Origin of the sequence: uncultured Sphingomonas sp. (assembly GCF_964250165.1) — a bacterium.
Lineage (GTDB): Bacteria > Pseudomonadota > Alphaproteobacteria > Sphingomonadales > Sphingomonadaceae > Sphingomonas.
This window is the reverse complement of the sequence record NZ_CAXUEK010000019.1, coordinates 23,729-48,286: the sequence shown is the minus strand read 5'-3', so window position 1 is coordinate 48,286 and position 24,558 is coordinate 23,729. Positions and strand designations below refer to the sequence as shown.

The window sequence follows — 24,558 nt, the reverse complement described above, 5'->3', positions numbered from 1 at the left end:
CTCGTTCATGGGCGCGCCCGGCGGGCTGCTGATGGCCAAGATCATCATGCCCGACGCGCGCGTTCCCGCCGGCGAGCTGCCGCTGGCGCAGCAGCCGCTCGCCGCCGAGGACGCCGCGGTGCGCGCCATCGACAGCCGGGCCGACGAGCAGGAGGAGCGCGCGGCGAACATCATCATGGCCGCGGCCAACGGCGCGCAGGTCGGCGTCAAGATCGCGGTGGCGGTCGGTGCGATGGTGCTCGCCTTCGTCGCGCTGGTGGCGCTGGCGAACGGCCTGCTCGGCGTGCTGGGCGGCTGGTTCGGCCACCCCGAGCTCAGCTTCCAGCTCATCATCGGCACGCTGTTCGCCCCCGTGATGTGGCTGCTCAACATCCCCTGGAGCGAGGCGCGCGTGGCGGGCGGGCTGTTCGGGACCAAGGTGGTGCTGAACGAGTTCGTCGCCTTCATCGATCTCGGCCATGCGCGCGCGACGCTCAGCCCGCGCACCGTCGCGATCGTCACCTTCGCGCTGTGCGGCTTCGCCAACTTCTCCTCCATCGCGATCCAGATGGCGGCGACCGGCGGCCTCGCGCCCAACCAGCGCCCCGTCATCGCCCGGCTCGGGCTGCGCGCGCTGGCGGCGGGCAGCCTCGCCAACCTGATGTCGGCGGCGCTCGCCGGGCTGATGATCGGCTGATGCGCCGGTTCGGCGATCTGAGCGAACGCGAGGTCCTGGCGCTCGCCATCGCGAACGAGGAGGAGGATGGCCGCATCTATGCCGATTACGCGAGCGAGCTGCGCGACGGCTATCCCGACACCGCCGGCATGTTCGACGAGATGGCGGCGGAGGAGGACGGCCACCGCCGCGCGCTGATCGACCTCTATGTCGCGCGCTTCGGCAACCACATCCCCTACATCACGCGCCGTGAGGTGCATGGCGCGCCCGCGCCGGCCTCGCCGCGCACCACGCTGCTGCGCGGGATCAACGCGGTGCGCGAGGAGGCGCAACGCATGGAGGTTAATGCCGCGCGCTTCTATCGCGAGGCGGCGGCGCGGACCACCGACGCGGGCGTACGCAAGCTGCTCGGCGATCTGGTCGCGGCCGAACAGCAGCACCTGCAGGCGGCCGGCGAGATCGAGACCCGCCGCCTGCCGGGCGAAACCCGCGCGACCGAGAACGAGCACGCGCAGCGCCGTTTCGTGCTCCAGATCGTCCAGCCCGGGCTGGTCGGGCTGATGGACGGGTCGGTTTCGACGCTCGCGCCCGTCTTCGCCGCCGCCTTCGCCACGCATCGGCCGCACGACGCGCTGCTGGTCGGCCTCGCCGCCAGCCTCGGGGCGGGCATCTCGATGGGGTTCGCGGAGGCGCTCGCCGACGACGGCAAGCTCTCCGGCCGCGGCGCGCCGCTGCTGCGGGGGCTGGTCTGCGGGGCGATGACCACCGCCGGCGGGATCGGTCACACGCTCCCTTTCCTGCTCGGCGATTTCGCGACGGCGACGATCCTGGCGGCGCTGGTGGCGGTGGTCGAGCTCGGGATCATCGCCTGGATCCAGTGGCGCTACATGGAGACGCCGCCGCTGTCGGCCGCCGCCAAGGTGATGCTCGGCGGCGCGCTGGTGGTCGCGACCGGCATCCTTATCGGAACGGGCTAGGTGGAGGAACACCAGCTCTCCGGCCCCGGGCACAAGCTCGAACGGCTGATCTTCTTCTCCGACGCGGTGTTCGCGATCGCCATCACGCTGCTGGTGATCGACCTGCACGCGCCGCATCTGCCCGACGCCGCCTCACGCCGGGATTATCTGATTACGCTGGTGAACCTGTCGCCCGCGATGATGGGCTTCACGATCAGCTTCTTCGTCATCGGCGCGTTCTGGGCCGGGCACCACCGCGCCTTCGCGCTGGCGCGGACGTGGGACGATCGGCTGATCTTCCCCAACCTGGTGATGCTGTTCACGATCGCCGCGATGCCGTTCGTCACCGCCTTCATGAGCGCCAACCCGCTCGGCCGCGTGCCGGCGCTGCTCTACACCGGCTGGCTGCTGCTCGCGGCGCTCGCCAATGTGCGGGTGCAGCGGCTGGTCACCTCGCCGCCGGTAGTGATGCCCGGCGTCGATCCCGCCTACATCGCCTATGTGCGCCGCCGCGGCCAGTCGGTGGTGTTCGCGGCGGTCACCGCGGCGGCGGCGGTGGCGGTGCTGCCCTATGCGTCGATGGGGCTGGCGCTGCTCGGCACCATCCCGCTCTGGCGGCGCGGCCTAACCCGCTGGCTGGACCGCCCCGCAAAGGAGCGGGCATGACCGACGCCGCGCCGAGCCGCACCTTCACCATCGCGCCGGGCGCGCCCGGCGCGGGCGAGGTTGGCCACATCATCGAAACCGCCAAGAAGCCGGAAACGCGCGCCTGCCGCGTGGCGAAGTGCGTCGCGATGGCGGCGCAATGACGGGCGGCCCCGACCAGCGGAGGCGGCTGCGCGACCGGCCGAGCCCGCCGGCGGTCTGGATGCTTGATATGTTGTAACATCATCGTTAGGCGTCCGCCGCCGTGGATGGGCGTGGAGCGTTGACGATGATGAAGCTGTTGATGGGTGCGAGCCTCCTGGCGCTGGCCGCCGCACCGGCGCTGGCGCAGACGGCGACGCCCGCCTCGGGGTCCGACCCGCAGGCACCGGCGCCAGCCGCGCCGGGAGCGACCCAGCCGCGCACGGGCGGCGACATCATCGTCACCGGCACGCCGTTGGGGGTCGAGACGCCGACGATCGTCTCCAAGGTCAGCCGCGACGGCGTCCTCAAGACGGGTGGCGCCAGCATCGCCGACGCGCTTGCCGGCGTCCCCGGCATCGCCGCCACCGGCTTCGCGTCGGGCGCGAGCCGCCCGATCATCCGCGGCCAGGACGCCGCGCGCGTCCGCGTGCTGGAGGATGGCGGCAGCTCGTCCGACGTGTCGGATATTGGCCCGGATCACGGCATCCCGATCGATCCGCTGTCCGCCCAGAGCATCGAGGTGGTGCGCGGCGCGGCGGCGCTGCGCTACGGCAGCCAGGCGATCGGCGGCGTCGTCAACATCCTCAACAACCGCGTGCCCACCGAGCTGCCGACCAAGGACCTGACGGGCGAGGTCAGCGGTGCGTTCGACAGCGTGTCGAACACCGGGGAGGGCACGGCGATGATCGACGGCCGGTCCGGCGACATCGCCGCGCATGCCGACGGATTCTATCGCAATGCGGGCGATTACGACACGCCGCTCGGCCGCCAGGCCAATTCGTTCTTCGAGGGTCACGGCGAGAATCTGGGCGCGACCTATTTCTTCGGCGACGACAAGAGCAGCCGCGTCGGCGCCGCGATCGAGCAGTACGACGCCCGCTACGGCATCCCCAGCGACACCACCTTCATCAACATGCACCAGACCAAGGTGCTGGCACGCTCGTCCTTCGCGCTCGGCCAGGGGCTGGTCCGTTCGCTCAACGTCGACGGCAACTACGCGGACTACAACCACACGGAGAACGAGCCGGACGGCTCGGTCGACAGCACGTTCAAGAACCGGGAAGCGGACGGCCGGGCGGAGCTGCTGTTCGGGCCGCTCGGCGCGGTGCAGAATTCGGCGCTGGGCGTCGAGATCCAGCACCGGGCCTTCTCCGCGCTGGGCGACGACAGCAGCTACCTGTTCCCCACCGTCACCGATACGCAGGCCGGCTATCTGTTCACCGACACGCCGATCGGCAAGGCGCTGCACCTGCAGGTCGCGGGGCGCGTCGAGCATGTCCGGGTGCGGGGCACGCCCGCCTCCGACGTCGCGACGGTGCGCGACTTCACGCCGATCAGCGGCTCGGTCGGTGCGCTCTACGATCTCAGCAGGGTGGTGAAGCTCGGCTTCACCGCGTCGAGCACCGGCCGGGCGCCGCTCATCACCGAGCTGTTCGCGCGCGGCGGCCATGACGGGCCGGACACGTTCGAAACGGGCGACCCCAACCTGCGCATCGAACGGGCGAACTCGCTCGAAGCCACGCTGCGTGTCCGCGGCGACCGGGTGCGGTTCGAAGGCAGCCTCTACAGCTCCTGGTTCAACAACTATGTCTATGGCGACCTGACCGGGCGCACCTGCGACGACGACGGCGTCTGCAGCTTCGGCGGCGACGGCGACTTGCGCGAGCTGAACTATCGCCAGCAGGGCGCCTGGTTCCGCGGCGCGGAAGCCGAGGCGCATTATGCCCTCGTCAAGACGCCGAGCACCAGCGTCGAGCTGCGGGGGCTGGCGGATTACACCCGGGCGACGCTGGACGACGGCAGCAACGTGCCGCGGATCCCGCCCTACCGCATCGGCGGCGGCGTCGATTATACCAGTCCGGTCATCGACGCGGGCGCGATGTTCACGCGCGCCGGCCCGCAGAACGAGTTCGGCGCGTTCGGGACGCCCACGCCCGGCTACAACCAGCTGAGCGCGCAGCTAACCGTGCGGCCGTTCCCGCAGCATCGCGGCATCGAGCTGGCGCTGGTAGGCCAGAACCTGACCGACGCCGTCCAGCGCAACGCCGCCGCGCTCAACAAGGATGAGGTCGTCCTGCCCGGCCGCAACCTGCGCTTCGTCGTCCGCGTCGCCACGTTCTGACGTTGTCCACCACGCGCTCGTCGAATTAAGCTATCCGACGATGCCGCTGACGAGAGCGACGCGGACGAGGAGAGGATGGCGATGAGCGTGACCGCGCCCGTGCTGCTCGGCCTGGCCGCGTCGGTGGCGACGCTGGCGGGCGGCGCGGCGGCGCTGCGCTGGCGGCGACGGCTGGTGCTCGTGCTCGGCCTTACCGCCGGCGTGGTGCTGGGCGTGGCGGTGTTCGACCTGCTGCCCGAGGCGATCGAGCTAGGCGCCCCGATCGTCGGGCGCGGCTGGCTCGCCGTCGCCGTCGCCGCGGGGCTGGGCGGGTACATGCTCATCAATCGCGGGTTCGGCCGCGAGCGATCGGGCCCGCAGAGCAGCTGGCGCGCGCATCTCGCGCCGGCGACGCTGAGCCTGCACAGCCTGATCGACGGGCTCGGCATCGGCCTGGCGTTCCAGGCGAGCGCGGATGTCGGCTGGGTGGTCGCCGCCGCGGTGCTCAGCCACGACCTGGCCGACGGCGTCAACGTCGTCAGCCTCAGCCTCGCCTCGCGCACGGAAGCCGCGGCGCGGCGCTGGCTGCTCGTCAACGGCGCGGCGCCGCTGGTCGGCGTGCTGGCGGGCCTGCGCCTGCCGGTATCGCCTGGGGCGCTGGCGCTGGTGCTCGCCGCGTTCGGCGGCGCGTTCCTCTATATCGGCATCGGCGAGCTGCTGCCGCGCAGCTACCGGCTCGATCCCCGCCCGCGCACGGCGGCGGCGAGCCTGCTCGGCATCGCGCTGGTGGCGGCGACCGCCGGCCTGGCGCGCTAAGGGCCGCCCGGACAGCTCCCCGGCGTCGGCCGATGCGGCAGCGCACGGCCGGCCGCGGCGCCGGTCAGCGCGCCGCGATCCACCGCCAGCGCGCCGTTGACCAGCACCGTGCGCACGCCGGCCGCGGGCAGCGTCGGCTGCGCATAGGTGGCGCGCGCGGCATAGGCGTTCGGATCGAACACCACGACGTCGGCGAAAGCGCCCGGCCGCAGATGCCCGCGCCCCGTCAGGCCGAAGGTTTCGGCGGTCAGCGCGGTGCTGCGGTCGATGAACTGGCGCAGCGTCAGCACGTGGCGGCCGCGGACATACACGTCATATTTGCGCGCGAACGTGCCGTAGACGCGGGGATGGCCCGGCGAGGCGTCGGAGCCGGTCATCACCCAGGGCTGCGCCATGAAGGTGGCGATGTCCGCTTCGCTCTGGTTGAACGAGATCGCCGCCGGATCGCCTTCCCGGATCAGCGCGACCGCGGCCGCGATCGGGTCGCCGCGATGGGCCTGCGCCACCGTCGCCAGCGTCTCGCCGCGCGCGGGTAGCAGGAGCTTCGCCGCGCCGCCCCGCCGGCGCAGGTTCTCGACCATCGCGGCGCGGAGCCGGTCGCGCACCGCCGGGTCGTCGAAGCGCGCGAGCAGCGCCGGCCGGCCGCCGTCCTGCGCCCAGGGCGGCACGAGCGAGGCGACGAGACTCGTGCCCGAAGCATCCCATGGATATTGGTCGGCGGTGACGGCTTGGCCCGCTGCGCGCGCCGCCGCGACCTTGGCGACGATCGCCGGGGCATGCCCTGAACGGGCGCGCCGAGCGCCTTGATGTGCGAGATATGCGTCGGCAGCCCCGCCTCGCGCCCGATCGCGATCGCCTCGTCGATCGCGGCGGCGAGCCCTACCGTGTAATCCGACTCGTCGCGGATGTGACTGTCATAGGTTCCGCCGCGCCGCGCCGCCTCGCGGGCGAGCGCGACCACCTCGTCGGTCTTGGAGAAGCTCTGCGGCGCATAGAACAGCCCGGTGGACAGCCCCATCGCGCCCTCGCACATCGCCTCCGCGATCAGCCCCCGCATCGCCGCCAGCTCGGCCGCGGTAGGCGCGCGATCAGCCTCGCCCATCACTTTCTCGCGTACCGCGCCGAAGCCCACATAGGTGGCGAAGTTGATCCCCACCGGCCGCGTCGCCGGCGTGGCGAGCGTCGCGCGCACCTCCGGGTCGCCGCCGCCGTCGTTGCCGATGAACGCGGTGGTCACACCCTGCAGCAGGAACGCCGGAATCAGCCGGGCGTGCGGGTCGGCGGACGCCAGCTCGGGTCCCATATGCGTGTGCGGATCGATGAAGCCGGGCGCGACGATCATCCCGTGCGCGTCGATCACCCGCGCCGCCGCCATCGCCAGGTGCGGCCCGATCGCGACGATGCGGTCGCCGCGCACGGCGATATCCCCGCGCAGCGGGGCCGCGCCGCCCGGGTAGATGGTGCCGCCCCGGATCAGCAGATCGACGCGCGCCGGGGCCGGAGCCGCGCCCAGTCCCAGCAGGGCGGCAAGCGCCAAGAGGCGGCGGGCGACGGTCATGGCGCAGCGGCCGGCGTAGCAGCAGGCAGCCAGCGCGGACAATCGCGATCGTCGCCCGCCGCGAGCTTCAGCCGCACGATCCACCAGCCGTCGAAATAGCTCGGATCGTAGACGCTCTCGCAGACGCCGCTGCAGCGCGAGCCCGATTCGAACACCTGCCAGCCCGGTGCGCCGCCGATCCGGGCGTCCCGTGAGAAGATCACCACATGCCCGTCGCGCACCAGCACGTCGCCCGCGCGCAGGTCGGCGACGTGGCGCACCGGCTGCGGGCAGGAACGCGCCGGCCCGAGCGGCAGCGCCCAGCGCCGACCGTCGGGGCCAGGGAGCGGCGCGGTCCGCACCATCGCGGCGGTCGCGCGCATGCCGAGGCCGAACACCCGCGCGACCAGCGCCGAGCAGTCGATCCCGAGCGGGTAATGACCCGCCGCCTCGGGCCACTCCATGCCTTCGCCGATATGGCCGATCGGCGTGGGCGTGGCGGTCGCGCCGGGTCCGTATTCCGTCGCCAGCCGCGCGGCGAAGGCGTCGGCCAGGTCGTCGCCGCCGATCGAGTAGGGCACGCCGCGCACCGTCTCGCCCGCGGCCAGCCCGACCAGCGTCCGCGGGCGCACCCAGTGCGCTCCGCCCGCGCGGGCCAGCCGGTCGGTGACCGGCGTGGCGAACACGGGGCCGGTCCCCAGCGCGCCGATCGCGTCCGCGGCGATCGCGCACCGGTCCGCGCCGCCGCAGGGCCGCGCGATCGCGGCGGCCGGATAGCGCCAGCGCACGGCGATCTGCGCGTCCAACTCCGCCCGGGCGCGGGCGAACCACAGCGCCCGGTCATGCGACGCCGGCGCGACGGCGACGGACGGCGCGCGCCCGGCCATCTCGGCGTCGATGCGGTCGATCGCCGTCCCGGCCGGGGCGACCAGTTGCACCGCCTGTTCGGTCCCGTCGAGCGCGATGCCGCGGATCACGAACGCCCGCTGCGCACGCGCGCCCCGGTCGGCGGCGAGCAGCCACAGCGTGTCGCGGCCGGCGCGCGTCGTCGCGGCGGCGATCTCGAACCCCGGCTTGGCGAGGATCGCGGGCGGCGGGTTGGGCGCGTCGGGCCGCAGCGCGGGATAGGCGGCGGCCGTCAGCGCGATCACGCGCTGCGCCGCGCCGCCGCCCGCGCCGAAGACGCCGAGATGCTGCCGGGCGGTGACACGGCCGGCATGGCTGACGCCCGCCGCGATCGTCGCCGCGTCGGGCGCCGGGTCGATCTCGCTCCACCACAGCAGAGTGCGGTCCCCCGACAGCGCGCCCACCGTCCGCGCGGCATAGACCTGCGCGCCGGGGCCGCCGTGCGGCACGATCGAGGCCCGCGCGCCCGATGCCAGTGCAAGGATGAGCGCGCCCGGCCGGCGCGGGTCCGCGTGCCCCGTCGGCAGCGTATCGGCGGTGGCGCGCCAGGTGCGGATCGGGAAGCGGCACGGCCCGGCAAGCGGCATTGCGTCAACCAGCGCCGGCGTCAGCGTCATGGTGGATCGCGGGCGCAGGCGATAGCCCCGCACGTCAGGTCCGTAGGGCTCGGCGACGATGCGGATCTCGCCGCCCCGGCGGAGCGAGCGCCACGGCGCGAAGGCACGCGGGTAGACGCACGTCCGCGGCGGCACGGCCAGATCGCCGACGGCATAGCGACGGATCGTGTACGACCAGGGATCGACCACCAGCAGCCAGTCGCCCATCGCGAGGAGGTGGCTCGGGCCGGGACCGTCCGCGACGTCGCGGACGGCGACCCGGACATCCTGCGCGCGCACCGGCCCCGCGGCCCAGGCCGCCAGGGCGAGCCCGGCCGCCACGCCCGCCCGCTTCACCGATCCGCCGTTCATGCGAGGCAACCGTCTAGCACGATCGCGGCCGGACATGCCAGCGGCGCCGGCCGGTCGCCGATGTTCTCGCCGGTGCGCGTGTCGTCGCCAGGGTGTCACTATAATGACACACGGGGACAACCCGATCTCTTCCGTCTCTCTCGCTTCGGTTGCGTTTTCTCGTGGCGAAGGACATCATCAACCGATCGGTATCGCGAAGGGCTGAGCAGCCGGCGAACTGATGTTGGAGAGGATTCGCATGAAGAACTCGATCACCAGGAAAGTTGCCGCCTGCGCGCAGCTGGGAACCTCCCTGGCCGCGATCACGGCAGCGGGCGCGCTCATCGCGCCGACGGCAGCCTTTGCGCAGCTCGCGCAGGCCATCCTTCGCGGCCGGGCCGCCGCCGGTGCCGAGGTGGTTGCGACCGAGGTGAACACCGGTTCGGTGCGTCGGGCGACCGCCAGCGCCGACGGCACGTACGTCATCGCCGGCATCCAGCCAGGCAACTACCATGTCACCGCCGGCGACCGATCGGCCGACGCGGTCATCACGGTGGCGTCGACGTCGGTGGTGAACCTGGACGTGTCGGACGCGGCGGAGCAAGGCGACGTGGTCGTCAGGGGCACGCGCCCGACAGCCGATGTGAAGTCGTCGGAAGTCAACCAGTTCGTGACGCTGCACGACATCGCCGCGCTGCCCCAGACCACGCGCAACTTCCTGGAGTTCGCCGACACCGTTCCCGGTGTCCAGTTCCGGGTCGACTCGGCCAACAACACCTCGCTGCGCGGCGGCGCGCAGCTCGCCTCGGCGGTGAACGTCTATATCGACGGCGTCAGCCAGAAAGACTTCATCAACGGCGGCTCGGGCATCACCGGCAGCGGCGGCCCCCAGGCCAACGGCGATCCGGGCAATCCCTTCCCGCAGCTCGCGATCGCCGAGTACAAGGTCGTTACGTCCAACTACTCGGCCGCCTATGGTGACGCCGGCAGCTCGATCATCATCGCCCAGACCAAATCTGGTACCAACCAGTTCCACGGCGACTCGTTCTTCGAATATACCGACCAGAACCTGCGTTCGCGCACGGTGTCGGAAGAGGCGAGCAACACGGCCAAGGCGCAGGTGCCCAGCAAGCAGTATGGCGTCGCGCTGGGCGGCCCCATCGTCAAGGACATCGCCCACTTCTTCTTCACCTGGGAGCACAAGAGCCTCTCCAACCAGAGCAGCGTGATTCCCGGTTCGGGCATCTCGCCGGCCCAGGCCGTGACCCTGCTGCCGACCAGCCTCTCCAGCCAGTATGGCCCGGTGACCAACCCGTTCACCGAGAACCTGTATTTCGGCAAGATCGACCTCGAGCCGACCGACAAGGACCGTTTCGAGGGATCCATCAAGTTCCGCCTGGAGAGTTCCATCAGCGGGGGCACCGGCCAGGCCGCCGCGTCGACCCAGGCGCCGTTCAAGAACGACGATCGGCGCGCAGACATCCGTTGGCAGCACAATGCCGACCATTGGACGAACGAGGCGCTGGTCGCCTACCAGAACACCAACACTTCGACCACGACGGACCGGGCGTCGCCGCAATCGCAGTATATTTTCTACCCCAACGCCGCGAACGCCAACAGCCCGACGACGCTCATCATCGTCGGCGGCCCGGGCTCGGGTATCGGCGCGATCAGCCGCCAGCGCGGCTGGACGGCGAAGGACGACTTCACGCTGCCCAACGTCCAGCTCGCGGGCGAGCACACGTTCCGCGCCGGCTTCTCCTTCCAGTCCATCAAGCTGACCTCACAGAACGCGAGTTCCGATCTGGCGAGCGCGACCTATTATTACGCTGTGACCCCGGCAGGCGTCGCCGCCACGCCGTTCGAGGTTCAATATCCCCTGCTCTCTGCGGACGTCTCGTCGGCAAGCGTCACGACCACCGACAAGCAGTACAGCGCTTATGTGCAGGACGACTGGAACGTCGATCGCCATCTGACCGTCAACCTCGGCGTGCGCTGGGATCACGAGGTGGTGCCGGCCTATCTGAACTACGTCACGCCGGCCTATGTGGTAGCGGGGATCAACGGGCCGTTCTCGGCTACGGTTCCCCAGAGCTACGCCTCGGTGCTGGCCCAGGGCAACGGCCCGACGCCCGGCTACAACATCAACGATTACATCAGCACGGGCAACAACCGGCGGGCGCCCAACAACTTCTCGCCGCGCATCGGCTTTTCGTTCGACGCCGACGGCAACAACCGCCACGTGATCTTCGGCGGCTATGCCCGCGCCTACAACCGCAACCTGTTCGGCACGCTGGCGCTGGAGCAGCTCAAGATCGCGCTGAACGGCAACCCGCAGGTATATTTTCCCTCTGCACAGACCACGGATTCGTTCGGCGCCTGCGCCACGGCGGCGGACATCAACCCTGCCAACCATTGCTACGCCTTCAACCCGTCCTATCTGACCCCGGCGGGGCTGGCGACCATCCCGATCGGCCCGAACTCCCACGAGATCGATCTGCTGCACAACAACATCCGGACGCCACATTCGGATCAGTTCAGCATCGGCATGCGCAACAAGATCGGCGACTGGAACACGCAGGTCGCGCTCTCGTACGTGGAGAGCTTCGACGGGATCGTCGGCCGGCTGGGCAACCGCTACGCCAACGGCGCCTATTTCCAGAACGGCATCCAGTGGGGCGCGTCGGGCGTGCCCGGTGCGGGTTCGCTGATCCTGTTCGACAACGGGGCCAAGGATCGGCTGCTTCAGCTCGGCATCGCCGCGCAGAAGCCCTACACCCGGGACTCGCATTGGAGCGCCACCATTTCCTACACGCTCTCGTTCGCCGATCAGAACAACTTGGCGGGCGGCTCCAATCCCTATGCGATCAACAGCAACCAGTATCTGTTCGACCTGCCCTACGCCTCGCAATACCCCTTCATCCGCGGCACCGCCGTGCCCCAGCATCGGGTCGTCGCGACCTATACCCGCGACCTGTTCTGGGGCATCTCGGCGGCCACCAAGGTTGAGCTGGCGACGCCGAATTACGCCACGAACATCTTCGGGTGCGACGCCGTTTGCAACCCGCAAGGCGGCACCACGCTCTTCGCCAGTCGTCGGCCGGACGGATTTCTGGGGTACAAGGATATCGACCTGCAGATCTCCAAGAACATCACCTTCTATCACTCGATCGGCGGCTTCGTCCGGGCCGACGTGCTCAACGTGTTCAACTTCAAGAATTACGATCCGGGCGCGGTCTTCTATGATACCTCCGTGCCGGGTGGCGGCACGAACTATGCGGCCGTCCCGCAGTACAACCGGGCGACATATACCGGCGTGCCGTTCACGGTGAAGTTCTCGGGCGGCTTGCACTTCTAGCTTTCGGGAAGCGCCGGCCCCGGTTCGCGCGGTTGCCGAACCGGGGCCGGCTTCGTTGAGTTCGGGGCCGGCGCGGGGCATGGGCTGCGACAGTCGATATTTTCCGGTGGCCGATGAGAGAGCAGCAGGCAGAGCGTCCGATCCGTTCAGTCGCCGTCGTGGGCGGCGGGTCCGCCGGCTGGATGAGCGCAGCCGCCATCTCCAAGATGTTCGGTCGCGGGATCGACGTCGTGCTGGTCGAGTCGGAAGAGATCGGCCTGATCGGCGTCGGCGAGGCGACCGTCCCGCATCTGTCCGCATTCAACGCCCTGCTCGAGATCGACGAGGCGGAGTTCGTCCGCCAGACGCAGGGCAGCTTCAAGCTCGGCATCCAGTTCAACGATTGGGGCAGGATCGGCGACAGCTACGTCCACGGGTTCGGCAGCATCGGCCGCGACCTCGGCCTGTTGCCGTTCCACCAATATTGGCTCAAGGCGCGGGCCGAGGGCCGCGCCAAGGACATCAGCGCCTATTCGCTCAACACCGTCGCGGCGCCGCTCGGCAAGTTCATGGCGGCGCCGAGCGACGCACCGCCCAATTCGCCGCTGGCCGAGATCGCCTACGCCTATCATTTCGACGCGGTGCTCTACGCGCGCTTCCTCCGGCGGCGCGCCGAGGCGCAGGGTGTCAAGCGGGTCGAGGGCAAGGTGGTTGCCGTCTATCGCGGGGGAACCCGCGGTTTCGTCGAGAGCGTGCAGCTGGAAAGCGGCGAGCACATCCGCGCCGACCTGTTCCTCGATTGCACCGGCTTCCGCTCGCTGCTGATCGGCGAGGCGCTGGGCATCGATTTCGACGACTGGACGCAGTGGCTGCCGTGCGATCGCGCGCTCGCCGTACCGTGCGAAAAGGTCGGGCCGCCGACACCGTATACCCGCTCCACGGCGCGCGAAGCGGGTTGGCAGTGGCGCATCCCGCTGCAGCATCGGACGGGAAACGGCCATGTCTATAGCAGCCGGTTTACGACCGACGACCGCGCCGCGGACATCCTGCTGAACAATCTGGACGGCAAGGCCTTGGCCGATCCCAAGCCGCTCCGCTTCACGACCGGCAAGCGCCGCAAGCTGTGGGATCGCAACGTCATCGCCATCGGGCTCGCCGGCGGCTTCCTCGAGCCGCTGGAATCGACCGCCATCTACCTCATCCAGGCGGGGATCAACCGGCTGATGCACCTGTTTCCCAACGCCGACTGCGATGTCGCCCTGCAGAACGTCTACAACGAGCAGACGGACTTCGAATATGAGCGGATCCGGGATTTTCTGATCCTGCACTACCACGTCACGCAGCGGACCGATTCCGATTTCTGGAATTATGTCCGGACCATGACCATTCCGGATTCGCTCCAGCACCATATCGACCTGTTCGTCGCCGATGGTCAGTTCTTCCGCAACGGCACGGAAATGTTCGGGCTGACGAGTTGGGTGCAGGTGATGCTTGGCCAGGGTCTGCACCCCCGGAGCTATCATCCAGCAGTCGACTGGGTGGCGAGCGCTGATCTGCACGCGCTGGTCGATCACGTCGAGACGGTGGTCAGGTCGAACGTGTCGCTCATGCCGGCGCATGAGCAGTTCATCGCGCGCTGCTGCGCCGCCCAGCAACGGGCGTGAAGTATAGTTTTGATCCTGCGAGGAGGCGCTACACCGCCGGCCAGCGTAGATGTACCGGACGGCATGGTGCGATGACTTCAGTAACAAGCGTAAACCGGCGGCAGCTGTTGGGCGCCGCCGCCGGAGCGGCCGGGATCGCGGCCGCGCCGCTGGCCCGCCGTTCGGCCAGCGGCCGTCCTCTCGATCCCGTGCTCGCCGACCTCCACCGGCGCACCTTCGCCTTCTTCTGGGAGACGACGCGGCCGGACAGCGGGCTCGCGCCCGACAACTGGCCGAACCCGCTGTTCGCCTCCATCGCCGCGACCGGCTTCGCGCTCGCCGCGCTGCCCGTCGGCGTCGCCAGCGGCTATGTCCCGCGCGCCGCCGCCGCGGGGCGCGCGATGGCGACGCTCCGGACCTTCTGGAACGGTCCGCAGGGCGACACGACCGGCGGCGTCATCGGCCACAAGGGCTTCTTCTATCACTTCCTCCACCTGGACAATGCGACGCGTTATGGCCGCTCCGAGCTGTCGAGCATCGACACCTGCCTGTTCCTGCTCGGCGCGCTGACCGCGGGCGCGTTCTTCGACGGCCCGGGCAACGACGAAGCGGAGATCCGCCGCCTCGCCGTCGCGCTCTACGCCCGCGTCGACTGGACCTTCATGGCGCGGCCGAACGGCATGATCAGCATGGGCTGGCATCCCGAGACCGGGCTGCCCCACCAGGATGAACGCGGGCTCATCGAGCGGAGCTGGGATCGCTACAACGAGGGCATGATGGCGCCGCTGCTCGCGCTCGGCGCGCCCGACTACGCGGTCGCGCCCGGCGCGTGGGATGCGTGGAGCGCGACGATCGGCGGCACCTGGGGCACCAACTGGGGCCAGACCTATCTCGGCTTCTCGCCGCTGTTCGGGCACCAGTACAGCCATTGCTGGTTCGATTTCCGCGCGATCGCCGATCCGTTCATGCGCGCGCATGGCAGCGATTACTTCGAGAACTCGCGCCGCGCCACGCTGGCGCAGCGCGCCTACGCCATCGCCAATCCGAGCGGCTTCCGCGATTATGGCGCCGACGTCTGGGGCCTCACCGCCTGCCGCGGGCCGGGCGACGTGGCGGCGACGGTCGATGGCCGCGCGCGCGTGTTCCACGGCTATGGCGCGCGCGGGGCGCAGACCGGCGACGGCGAGTCGTTCGACGACGGCACGCTCGCGCCGACGGCCGGCGCGTCGTCGATCGCCTTCGCGCCGGAAGTCGCCGTGCCGCTGATCCATTCGTTGCGCAGCCGCTACGGTGCGGCGATCTACGGCCGCTACGGCTTCACCGACGCCTTCAACCCCAGCTTTCCCGCGACCGCGATCCCAGCGAACGGCCGGGTCGATCCGCGCGCCGGCTGGGTGGCGGACGAACATCTGGGCATTGACCAGGGGCCGATCCTGCTCATGCTGGAGAATTACCGGTCGGGCCTGATCTGGGACCTGTTCTGCCGCAGCGCGCTGACCGGGCCGATCGTGCGCCGGGCGCTGCGCCGGGCCGGCTTCCTGGCGGTCGGCGCGCAGGGCCGCTGGCTGGAGCGATGAGAAGGAGAGGCGCCGTGCACGACCCGAACCCCACCCGCCGGGCGCTGCTCAAGGGCGTGTCCGCGCTCGCGGTGGTCGCCGCCACCGGCCCGGCGCGGACCCGCCCGCGCGCGGTCGACCCGTTCATCGACCGGCTGATCGCGCGCATGAGCCTGGCCGACAAGGCGGGCCAGCTCTCCATCTATGGCGATCCGGTCCGCGGCGGCGGCGCGATCGTCAATCCGAACCAGGTCACGCAGGGCATGGACGAGCTCAAGGCGCGGGTGCGGCGCGGCGAGTTGGTCGGCACCTATAACGGCATCGGCGTCGCCTCGGGCCGCGAGCTGCAGCGCGTCGCGGTGGAGGAAAGCCCGGCGCGTATTCCGCTGATCTTCGGCGGCGACATCATCCATGGCTGCCGCACCATCTTCCCCATCCCGCTCGGGGAAGCGGCGTCGTTCGATCCCGATCTCGCCGAGCGCACCGCGCGCGCCGCGGCGCTGGAGGCGAGCGCGCTCGGCATCCACTGGGTGTTCGCGCCGATGGTCGACATCGCCCGCGACGAGCGCTGGGGGCGCGTGTCCGAAGGTGCGGGCGAGGACAGCTGGCTTGGGCGGCAGATGGCGGCGGCGCGCGTGCGCGGCTTCCAGGGCGGCGACCTCACGAACCCGCGCCACGTCCTCGCCTGCCCCAAGCATTTCGCGGCCTATGGCGGGGTGCAGGGCGGCATGGAGTACAACACCGTCGACATCCCCGAGACGACGCTGCGCGAGGTGTTCCTGCCGCCGTTCAAGGCCGGCTTCGACGCCGGCGCGCTCTCCACCATGTCGAGCTTCAACGACATCGGCGGCGTCCCCGCGACGGGCAACCACCATCTGCTCACCGACATCCTGCGCGGCGAGTGGGGCTTCACCGGCCTCGTCGTCTCCGACTATACCTCGGAGGAGGAGCTGATCCTCCACGGCTACGCCGCCGACGGCCCGGACGCGGTGGTGAAGGCGCTGACCGCGGGCTGCGACATCTCGATGCAGAGCGGGCTCTACTGGAAGCACCTGCCCGATCTGGTGCGCGCCGGCCGCGTGCCGCTGGCGGTGGTCGACCGCGCGGTGCGCCGGGTGCTGGCGGTGAAGCGCGCGCTGGGGCTGTTCGACGATCCCTATCGCTCGCTCGATCCGGCGCGCGAGACCGCCGACATCCGCCTGCCCGCGACGGTGGCGCTGGCGCGCGAGGCGGCACGCAAGGCCTGCGTGCTGCTGAAGAACGACGGCCAGCTGCTGCCGCTCGCCAAGGATCGGGCGATCGCGCTGATCGGCCCGGCGGTATCGGACCGCGGCGACCTGCCCGGCCCCTGGTCGGTGTTCCCCGACGTGCCGAGCCACGTCACGATCGAGGAAGGCTTCCGCGCCGCGCTCGGCCCGGCCGCGAAGCTCCGCGTCGAGCGCGGCGCCGATTTCGAGAAGCCGCTCGACGACGGCATCGCCGGGGCGGTGAGGGCGGCCAAGGCGTCGGACGTGATCGTGCTGGTGGTCGGCGAGAGCATGGGCATGTCGGGCGAGGCGCAGGCGCGCGTCGATATCGGCGTGCCGCCGCCGCAGCTGGCGCTCGCCGAGGCGCTCGCCGCGCTGGGCAAGCCGATGGTGGTGCTGCTCCGCCACGGCCGCGCGCTGGCACTGACCGGCGCCGTCCGCGACGCACCGGCGATCATGGCGACCTGGTTCCTGGGATCTGAGACCGGCCACGCGCTCGCCGATCTCGTGTTCGGCGATGCAAGCCCGCGGGGCCGCCTGCCGGTCAGTTTCCCGCAGGCATCCGGGCAGGAGCCCTTCTACTACGACCACCGCACCACCGGCCGCCCGCAGCTGACCGCCGACAAGGAGTACAAGGCGCGCTACCGCGAGGTGACGAACGAGCCGCTCTACGCCTTCGGCCACGGCCTGACCTATGGCACGGCAACCTACGGTCCCACGCTGGCGCCCCCGCGCCTGGCGCGCGGCGGCAGCCTGACCGTCACCGCGACCGTCACCAACACCGGCGCGCGCGCCGCGCACGAGGTCGCGCAGCTCTACATCCACGACAAGGTGGCGAGCATTACCCAACCGGTGCGCGCGCTCAAAGCCGTCCGCCACCTCGACCTGCAGCCCGGCCAGAGCGCGACGGCGAGCTTCACGCTCACCGAGGCGGACCTCGGCTATGTCCATCCCGACCTCAAGACCTATGCCGATCCCGGCGCGTTCGACGTGTGGATCGCGCCATCGGCCGTGGCGGGCACGCCCGCTAGCTTCGCCCTGGCATGAGGGCGCTGCTGCTCCTGCTCGGCTTGGTCACCGGCGCGGCGCACGCGCGGACGGTCGACCGCTACGTGACCGAGCATGGCGGCGTGCGGCTGGAGATCACCGCGCCGCGACCGGACATCCTGCGCATCCGCGCCGGCTTCCCCGCGCTGCCAGAGGATGCGTCGTGGGCGGTGTCGCAGGACGTGCGGGCGCGCCGCACGCCGCTCGACGTCGGCGAGACGGCCGACGCCGCGACGCTCAGCACCGCCGCGGTGACGGTGACGCTCGACAAGCGACGCCTGGCGCTCTCGATCGCCGACAAAGCGGGCCATGTCCTGCTCGCCGACGCGCCGGGCGAGGCGGTGAGCGTCACCGGCGCCACCTTCCGCGTCCGCAAGGTGATGGTCCAGAACGGCCATTTCTTCGGCCTCGGCGACAAGACCGGCCCGCTCGACCGCCGCGGCGGCGCCTTCACGCTGTGGAACACCGACGCGTTCGGCTACAGCGTCGCCACCGATCCTCTTTACAAGTCGATCCCGTTCGTGCTCGGATTGCAAGACGACGGCACCAGCTTCGGTCTGTTCCTCGACAACACGTGGCGCGGCAGCTTCGACTTCGGCAAGGCCGAGCGCGACGTCTGGTCTTTCGGCGCCGAGGGCGGGCCGCTCGATTACTATGTCATGGCCGGCGCCGACCCGCGCGCGATCGTGCAGGACTATGCCTATCTCACCGGCAAGCCGCCGCTGACCCCGCTCTGGGCGCTCGGCTTCCAGCAATCGCACTGGAGCTACATGACGCAGGGCGAGGTGCAGGGCATCGCCGACCGCCTGCGCCGCGACCGCATCCCCGCCGACATGGTGTGGATGGATATCGACTATCAGGACCGCAACCGGCCGTTCACGGTCAACAAGCAGGCCTTTCCCGACCTGCCCGGATTGGTGAAGTCGCTCGCCGCCGAGGACATGCGCCTGGTCGTCATCACCGACCTGCACATCGCGAACGCGCCCGATCAGGGCTACGGCGCCTATGACAGCGGCACGGCCGCCGACATCTTCCTGAAGACGCCGAATGGCGCGCGCTATGTCGGCCCGGTCTGGCCCGGCCCGGCGGTGTTCCCCGATTTCAGCCGCCCGGCGGCGCGGGCGTGGTGGGGCGGGCTCTACCGCGATTTCGTCGGCATGGGCGTCGCCGGCTTCTGGAACGACATGAACGAGCCGGCGATCTTCGAGACGCCGACCAAGACCATGCCGCTGGACGTCCGGCACCGCATCGAAGAGCCCGGCTTCCTGCCGCGCGTCGCCACGCACGCCGAGATGCATAACGTCTACGGCATGCTCAACAGTCGGGCGACCTATGAGGGCACGCTGGCGCTCGCGCCCGACCGGCGGCCGTTCGTGATGACGCGCGCCTCCTATGCCGGCGGCCAGCGTTACGCCGCGACCTGGACGGGCGACAATTCGTCGAGCTGGGCGCACCTCAATCTCTCGACCACGCAGCTGGTCAGCCTGGGGCTGTCGGGCTTCGCCTATGCCGGCGACGACATCGGCGGCTTCGCGGGCGACGCGCCCTCGCCCGAACTGCTCACCCGCTGGATCGAGGTCGGCGCGTTCAACCCGATCTTCCGCGACCATTACCAGAAGGACAAGCCCGCGCAGGAAGTGTGGGTCCACGGCCCCGCGCAGGAGGCGATCCGGCGACGCTACATCGAGGAGCGCTACCGGCTGATGCCGTATCTCTACGCGCTCGCCGACGAGAACAGCCGCACCGGCCTGCCGCTGATGCGCCCGGTGTTCCTCGATTATCCGACGGTGGTGGGCAAGGGCGACCATCTCGGCGGCACCGAGCAGCAGTGGCTGCTGGGCGACGACCTGCTCGTCGCGCCGCCGCCGACCCCCGAGTCCCCGGCCGCCTACGTCAACACCCTGCCCGGGCCGGGCTGGTATGATTACTGGACCGGCCGCCGGATGGCCGAGGCGAAAACGCAGGAGACGCCGGCACTCGAGCGCCTCCCGGTGTTCGTCCGCCCCGGCGCGATCATCCCGCGCCAGCCGCTGGTGCAGGCGACCGCGCAGACGCCGCAAGGCGACCTGGAGCTGGCAGTCTATCCCGGCCCCGATTGCCGCGGCGCGCTCTACCTCGATGACGGCGTTAGCTTCGCCTACAAGCACGGCGGCTTCCTGCGCCAGCAGGTGACGTGCGACGCCGCGCACCTGAGCTTCGCCGCACGCGAGGGCCATTATCGGCCGTGGTGGTGGCGGATCGCGGTGACGGTGCATGGCTGGACGGGCGCGGCGCCGCGCGTGACGCTCGCCGGCCGGCCGATCCCGTCGCGGGTCGAGGCGGGCACGCTGCACTTCACGTTGCCCGACCAGCCCGGTCCCGCCACGGTGGCGATCGGGCCATGACGCCGGCACTGCGCCGCATCGGCGCGTATGCCAGCCCGCTGGTCGTGATCGACGGCTTCGACGGCGATGTCGCCGCGGTGATCGACGCGGCGGCGGCGCTGGCGCCGTTCGAGCGGGCGCAGGGCAGCTTCTATCCCGGCCTGCGCCGCCCGTTGAACGACCGCGACGGCGCGGCATGGGCCTATGCCGAGCGCACCTTGCACGCCGCCGCGCCGTTCGTCGGCGGCGCATTCGGCGTCGACGGCTTCGACCTGCTCGAAGCGAGCTTCTCGATCGTCACCGACCCGCCTGCCGCGCTGGCCGCGCCGCAGCGCGTGCCGCACTTCGATTCGGTCGACCCCGACTATATCGCCATCCTCCATTATCTCGGCGGTACGGAGGGCACCGGCACCGCCTTCTACCGCCAGCGCGCGACCGGGATCGAGCGCGTCGAGCAGGCCAACAGCGCCGCCTTCATCGCCGCCGCGCAACGCGACGGCCCCGCCGCCCACGGCTATATCGCCGGCTCCGACGCGGCCTACGAGCAGGTCGCCGCGATCGAAGCCGCGCCGGACCGGCTGGTGATCTATCAGGGCTACCTGCTCCATTCCGGCATCATCCCGCCCGACCTGCCGCTATCGGCCGACCCGCGCGTCGGGCGGCTGACCGCCAATTTCTTCGTGCGGGCCTATCGCGGCCGATGAGGCACGCGGCCGCCGCCCTGCTCGCGCTCGCCGCCGCGCCGCCGCGTACCTACGCCAATCCCGTCGACCTCGATTACCGCTACAATTGGGAGCAGGCGAACGAGGGTATCTCCTACCGGACCGGCGCGGACCCGGCGGTGGTACGCCACCGGGGCGCCTATTACCTCTTCCTGACGCTCGCCGACGGCTATTGGCGCTCCACCGATCTCCTCCACTGGCGCTTCATCAAGCCGAGCCGCTGGCCGCTGCAGGGCGTGGTCGCGCCGGCGGTCTGGTCGGACGGCAAGCGGCTGTATCTGATGCCGGCCACCATGGAACCCGAGGCGATCCTGGTCAGCGACGATCCGGCGCACGGGCGGCTCGACCTGCTCACGCGGCGCACCCCCGATCTGCCGGGCGCGGTGCCGCCGGGGCGGGAGGATCGGATCGGGCCCGGCCAGATCCCGCCCGGCCCGTGGGACCCGGCGCTGTTCCGCGACGACGACGCGCGCTGGTATCTCTATTGGGGCTCGTCCAACGTCTTTCCGCTCTACGGTGCGCCGCTGACGCTCGGCCCGCGCGTGGCGTATGGGGCGCCGCGGCCGCTGATCGCGCTGGACCCGGCGCATCACGGCTGGGAGCGGTTCGGTCAGGATCACGACGGCCGCGACGCGTCAGGTGCGGCGGTCGATCCGTTCATCGAGGGCGCCTGGATGACCAAGGTCGCCGCTCGCTACTATCTCCAATATGCGGCGCCCGGCACCGAGTTCAACGCCTATGCCACCGGCGTCTATGTGGCCGACCGCCCGCTCGGCCCCTTCACCTACGCGCCCTACAACCCGGTCGCCTACAAGCCCGGCGGCTTCGTCACCGGTGCGGGGCACGGCTCGACCTTCCAGGATGCGCACGGCAATTGGTGGAATACCGGCACGCCCTGGATCGGCGTCAACTGGCGGTTCGAGCGGCGCGTGGCGATGTTCCCCGCGCGCTTCTGGCCGGACGGGCAGATGGCCGTGTCGACGCGGTTCGGCGACTGGCCGCAGCGGGTTCCGCGCGGGCGGGTGGACGATCCCGATCGGCTGTTCGCCGGCTGGATGCTGCTCTCCTACCGGGCACGCGCGACCGCCTCGTCGTCGCTTCCCGGCTTCCCCGCCGATCGCGTGACCGACGAGAACCCGCGCAGCTTCTGGGTCGCCGCGCGCAACCGGCCGGGCGAGACGCTGACGCTCGATCTCGGCGCGGCGAAGACGCTGCGCGCGGTGCAGGTGGACTTCGCCGACTACCGGTCCGGCCGCTTCGCCGACGCGCCCGACATCTACACCGCCTTCCGGCTGCAATCCTCGGTCGACGGTCGGCGCTGGCAACCGCTCGCCGCCACCGGTCCCGAGCGCCGCGACCGGCCGAATGCCTATTTCGAGCTGCCGCGCCCGGTCCGCGCCCGCTTCGTACGCTACGTCCACGGCCATGTCGGCGCGGCGCATCTCGCGATCAGCGACCTGCGCGTGTTCGGACGCGCCGAGGGAAGCACGCCGGGCGCGCCCGCGATCAGCGCCGCGACGCGCGGCTGCGACGAGCGCGAAGCCCGGATCGCCTGGACAGCGACGCCCGGCGTCACCGGCTACAATGTCCGCTGGGGCATCCGTCCGGACCGCCTGACGCTGACCTACCAGCTGTTCGCCGATCGGCTCGACACCGCGCACCCGGTGCTGACGCTACGCGCGCTGACGGTCGGCCAGCGTTACTGGACCGCGGTGGAGGCCTTCAACGAGACCGGCGTCTCACCGCTCTCCCCCGCCCTGCCCATCGCGGCGCCGCCGCGGTCCGCCTGCTGAGTGCCATACGAAACGCCGGGCCGTGACCGCGTTCAGCTCGTCTCGCGGGGGATAGCGCCGACGATCGCCTCCGCCTGCGCGAACAGCGCCGGGTCGATCGACAGGCCCGAGGCGGCGGCATTGTCGTCGACCTGCTCGGGGCGGCTCGCGCCGATGATGGCCGAGGCGACATTGGGCTCACGCAGCACCCAGGCGAGCGCGAACTGCGCCATGCTGCATCCCGCCGCCGCCGCCAGCGGCTTGAGCCGCTCGACGCCCTCGATCACCGCCGACGTGGTCAGCCGCGTCATCATCGTCCCCATGCTGTCGCTGGCGGCGCGGCTGTCGGCGGGCGGCGCCGCGCCGGGCGCGTATTTCCCGGTCAGCACGCCCTGCCCCAGCGGCGACCAGACGATCTGCGAAATGCCGTTGGCCGCGCATAGCGGGATCACCTCCTTCTCGGGCCGCCGCCACAGCAGCGAATATTGCGGCTGGCTGGAGACGAAGCGCTCCACGCCCGGCAGCGCGATCGCATCGCGGATGTTCTGCGGCGACCATTCGGAGAAGCCCAGATACCGCACCTTGCCCGCGCGCACGGCGGCGGTGAGCGCCTCCATCGTCTCGTCGAGCGGCGTGTCGACGTCGTAACGGTGACACTGATAGAGATCGACATAATCGGTCCCGAGCCGCTGCAGCGAGGCGTCGAGCTGCTTCTCGACCTGCGCGCGCGACAGCCCGCGATCGGTGTCGCTCATCGGCGCGAACAGCTTGGTCGCGAGCACATAGCCGTCGCGCGGGCGATCCTTCAGCGCCTCGCCCAGGAACGACTCCGCTGCGCCGCGGCCATAGACGTTGGCCGTGTCGATGAAGTTGATCCCGCGATCGAACGCGCGGTCGACGCAGGCCTTCGCCCGCTCCCGCTCGATGCCGAGCCCGAAGGTGAGCCACGATCCCAGGGAGATTTCCGAGACCTTCAGATCGCTCGCGCCCAGCTGGCGGTACTGCATCGTCCTCTCCTCATCGGCACGCTGCGTTTGACAACGTGCGTTCCCGCTGGCCACGGTGCCGACGGCTGTTTCCCAAGCGACGGCGGCCGATGATCGTTCCTTGCCGAGACCGATCGCGCAATCGAGGAGTGCCGCCCCTGCCGACCATCGCCCCCGCCCCGCTCGCCGCCGATGCCAGGCTGGCGTCCGTGGACAGCATCTCGGACGGCCTGAGCTCGGTCGGCTATATCGCCTCGCGCCGGATCGCGACCGCGCTCTACATCGCCGCGCACCTGCAACGGCCGCTGCTGGTCGAGGGCGCGGCCGGCGTCGGCAAGACGGAACTGGCGCTGTCCACGGCGCGGCTGCTCGGCCTGCCGCTGATCCGCATGCAATGCTATGAGGGGCTCGACGAGTCCAAGGCGCTGTACGAGTGGAAGTACGGCAAGCAGCTGCTCTATACCCAAATCCTCAAGGACCGCATGAGCGACACGCTCGCCGACGCGCCCGATCTGGGCGCCGCGATGGCGCGACTGCGCGGCGTCGGCGACCTGTTCTTCTCCGAGGATTTCCTGGAGCCCCGCCCGCTGCTCCGCGCGCTGCGCCAGGAGGGTGGCGCGGTGTTGCTGATCGACGAGATCGACAAGAGCGACGAGGCGTTCGAGGCGTTCCTGCTGGAGGTGCTGAGCGCGTATCAGGTCACCATCCCCGAGCTCGGCGTCATCACCGCCGAGACGCCGCCGCTGATCTTCCTCACCTCCAACAACGATCGCGAGCTGGGCGACGCGCTGAAGCGCCGCTGCCTTCACCTCCACATCGCGCTGCCCGATGCCGCGCTGGAGCGGCGCATCGTCGCGGCGCGCGTACCCGGCATCGACGCACGGCTGAACGCCGCGCTGGTCGCCTTCGTGCAGGCGTTGCGCGAACAGGAGTTGCGCAAGCTGCCGTCGATCTCGGAGACGGTCGATTGGGCGCGCGCGCTGCTGCTGGTCGGCGCCGACGATCTCGATCCGGCGATGGTGCGCGACACGCTCAACGTGCTGCTGAAATATCAGCGCGACATCGAGGCGCTGCTGCCGCAGGTGGATGAGCTCGTGCTGCGCGCCCGGGACGGCTGA

General features: G+C 70.6%; 17 protein-coding genes and 1 pseudogene. 14 read left to right on the top strand and 4 right to left on the bottom strand.

What is annotated here, in order from left to right; all coding sequences use genetic code 11:
- The 6 genes from ACFE64_RS06270 to ACFE64_RS06245 all read left to right on the top strand — a co-directional run.
- A partial coding sequence (locus ACFE64_RS06270) for a nucleoside transporter C-terminal domain-containing protein (RefSeq protein WP_375391601.1) occupies positions 1-676 on the top strand: 676 nt, incomplete at its 5' end.
- On the top strand, positions 676-1,632 hold the full coding sequence (mbfA, locus tag ACFE64_RS06265; RefSeq protein WP_375391600.1) for an iron exporter MbfA: 957 nt from the start codon (positions 676-678) through the stop codon (positions 1,630-1,632). The genes ACFE64_RS06270 and mbfA, both read left to right, overlap by 1 nt.
- Entirely contained in the window at positions 1,633-2,277 is a 645-nt protein-coding gene (locus ACFE64_RS06260; RefSeq protein WP_375391599.1) for a TMEM175 family protein, read from the top strand. It abuts the gene before it with no gap.
- Positions 2,274-2,420 carry a YdeI/OmpD-associated family protein gene (locus tag ACFE64_RS06255; RefSeq protein ID WP_375391598.1) on the top strand — a complete coding sequence of 49 codons (147 nt, stop codon included), beginning with the start codon at positions 2,274-2,276 and terminating at the stop codon, positions 2,418-2,420. Before ACFE64_RS06260 ends, ACFE64_RS06255 begins: the two co-directional genes overlap by 4 nt.
- Before the next feature lie 125 nt (positions 2,421-2,545).
- Positions 2,546-4,582: a TonB-dependent receptor gene (locus ACFE64_RS06250; protein WP_375391597.1), complete on the top strand. Its 2,037-nt coding sequence runs from the start codon at positions 2,546-2,548 to the stop codon at positions 4,580-4,582.
- 81 nt (positions 4,583-4,663) lie between these two features.
- Entirely contained in the window at positions 4,664-5,377 is a 714-nt protein-coding gene (locus ACFE64_RS06245) for a ZIP family metal transporter (protein WP_375391596.1), read from the top strand.
- Here the strand turns inward: ACFE64_RS06245 and ACFE64_RS06240 are convergent.
- The 3 genes and pseudogenes from ACFE64_RS06240 to ACFE64_RS06230 form a co-directional block, all read right to left on the bottom strand.
- Positions 5,374-5,982, bottom strand: a complete 609-nt coding sequence (locus ACFE64_RS06240; RefSeq protein WP_375391595.1) for an amidohydrolase family protein — start codon at positions 5,980-5,982, stop codon at positions 5,374-5,376. The genes ACFE64_RS06245 and ACFE64_RS06240 overlap by 4 nt on opposite strands.
- Before the next feature lie 203 nt (positions 5,983-6,185).
- Positions 6,186-6,680, bottom strand: a pseudogene (locus tag ACFE64_RS06235) (D-aminoacylase); the annotation flags it as partial.
- Positions 6,681-6,931: 251 nt separating this feature from the next.
- The gene (locus ACFE64_RS06230; RefSeq protein ID WP_375391594.1) at positions 6,932-8,788 is read right to left on the bottom strand and encodes a hypothetical protein; all 1,857 of its coding nucleotides are present in this window, start codon (positions 8,786-8,788) and stop codon (positions 6,932-6,934) included.
- Between the two features lie 238 nt (positions 8,789-9,026).
- Here ACFE64_RS06230 and ACFE64_RS06225 point away from each other — a divergent pair, with 238 nt between their 5' ends.
- The 7 genes from ACFE64_RS06225 to ACFE64_RS06195 all read left to right on the top strand — a co-directional run bounded on the left by ACFE64_RS06225 (position 9,027) and on the right by ACFE64_RS06195 (position 22,475).
- The gene (locus ACFE64_RS06225; protein WP_375391593.1) at positions 9,027-12,125 is read left to right on the top strand and encodes a TonB-dependent receptor domain-containing protein; all 3,099 of its coding nucleotides are present in this window, start codon (positions 9,027-9,029) and stop codon (positions 12,123-12,125) included.
- Between the two features lie 113 nt (positions 12,126-12,238).
- Positions 12,239-13,768 carry a tryptophan halogenase family protein gene (locus ACFE64_RS06220; protein ID WP_375391592.1) on the top strand — a complete coding sequence of 510 codons (1,530 nt, stop codon included), beginning with the start codon at positions 12,239-12,241 and terminating at the stop codon, positions 13,766-13,768.
- Positions 13,769-13,875: 107 nt separating this feature from the next.
- Positions 13,876-15,324 (top strand): glucoamylase family protein, encoded by a 1,449-nt coding sequence (locus ACFE64_RS06215; protein WP_375391591.1) that lies wholly within the window; start codon positions 13,876-13,878, stop codon positions 15,322-15,324.
- Between the two features lie 14 nt (positions 15,325-15,338).
- Positions 15,339-17,597 (top strand): glycoside hydrolase family 3 N-terminal domain-containing protein, encoded by a 2,259-nt coding sequence (locus tag ACFE64_RS06210; protein ID WP_375391590.1) that lies wholly within the window; start codon positions 15,339-15,341, stop codon positions 17,595-17,597.
- The gene (locus ACFE64_RS06205) at positions 17,594-19,981 is read left to right on the top strand and encodes a TIM-barrel domain-containing protein (RefSeq protein WP_375391589.1); all 2,388 of its coding nucleotides are present in this window, start codon (positions 17,594-17,596) and stop codon (positions 19,979-19,981) included. Before ACFE64_RS06210 ends, ACFE64_RS06205 begins: the two co-directional genes overlap by 4 nt.
- Positions 19,978-20,664, top strand: a complete 687-nt coding sequence (locus tag ACFE64_RS06200) for a DUF6445 family protein (RefSeq protein WP_375391588.1) — start codon at positions 19,978-19,980, stop codon at positions 20,662-20,664. The genes ACFE64_RS06205 and ACFE64_RS06200 overlap by 4 nt, the downstream gene beginning before the upstream one ends.
- Complete coding sequence (locus tag ACFE64_RS06195) at positions 20,661-22,475, top strand: family 43 glycosylhydrolase (RefSeq protein ID WP_375391587.1); 1,815 nt, start codon at positions 20,661-20,663, stop codon at positions 22,473-22,475. The genes ACFE64_RS06200 and ACFE64_RS06195 overlap by 4 nt, the downstream gene beginning before the upstream one ends.
- 32 nt (positions 22,476-22,507) lie before the next feature.
- Here ACFE64_RS06195 and ACFE64_RS06190 read toward each other — a convergent pair whose 3' ends face one another.
- On the bottom strand, positions 22,508-23,461 hold the full coding sequence (locus tag ACFE64_RS06190; RefSeq protein WP_375391586.1) for an aldo/keto reductase family protein: 954 nt from the start codon (positions 23,459-23,461) through the stop codon (positions 22,508-22,510).
- Positions 23,462-23,589: 128 nt separating this feature from the next.
- On the opposite strand from ACFE64_RS06190, the gene ACFE64_RS06185 reads away from it, so the two are divergent.
- Positions 23,590-24,558: an AAA family ATPase gene (locus ACFE64_RS06185; protein ID WP_375391585.1), complete on the top strand. Its 969-nt coding sequence runs from the start codon at positions 23,590-23,592 to the stop codon at positions 24,556-24,558.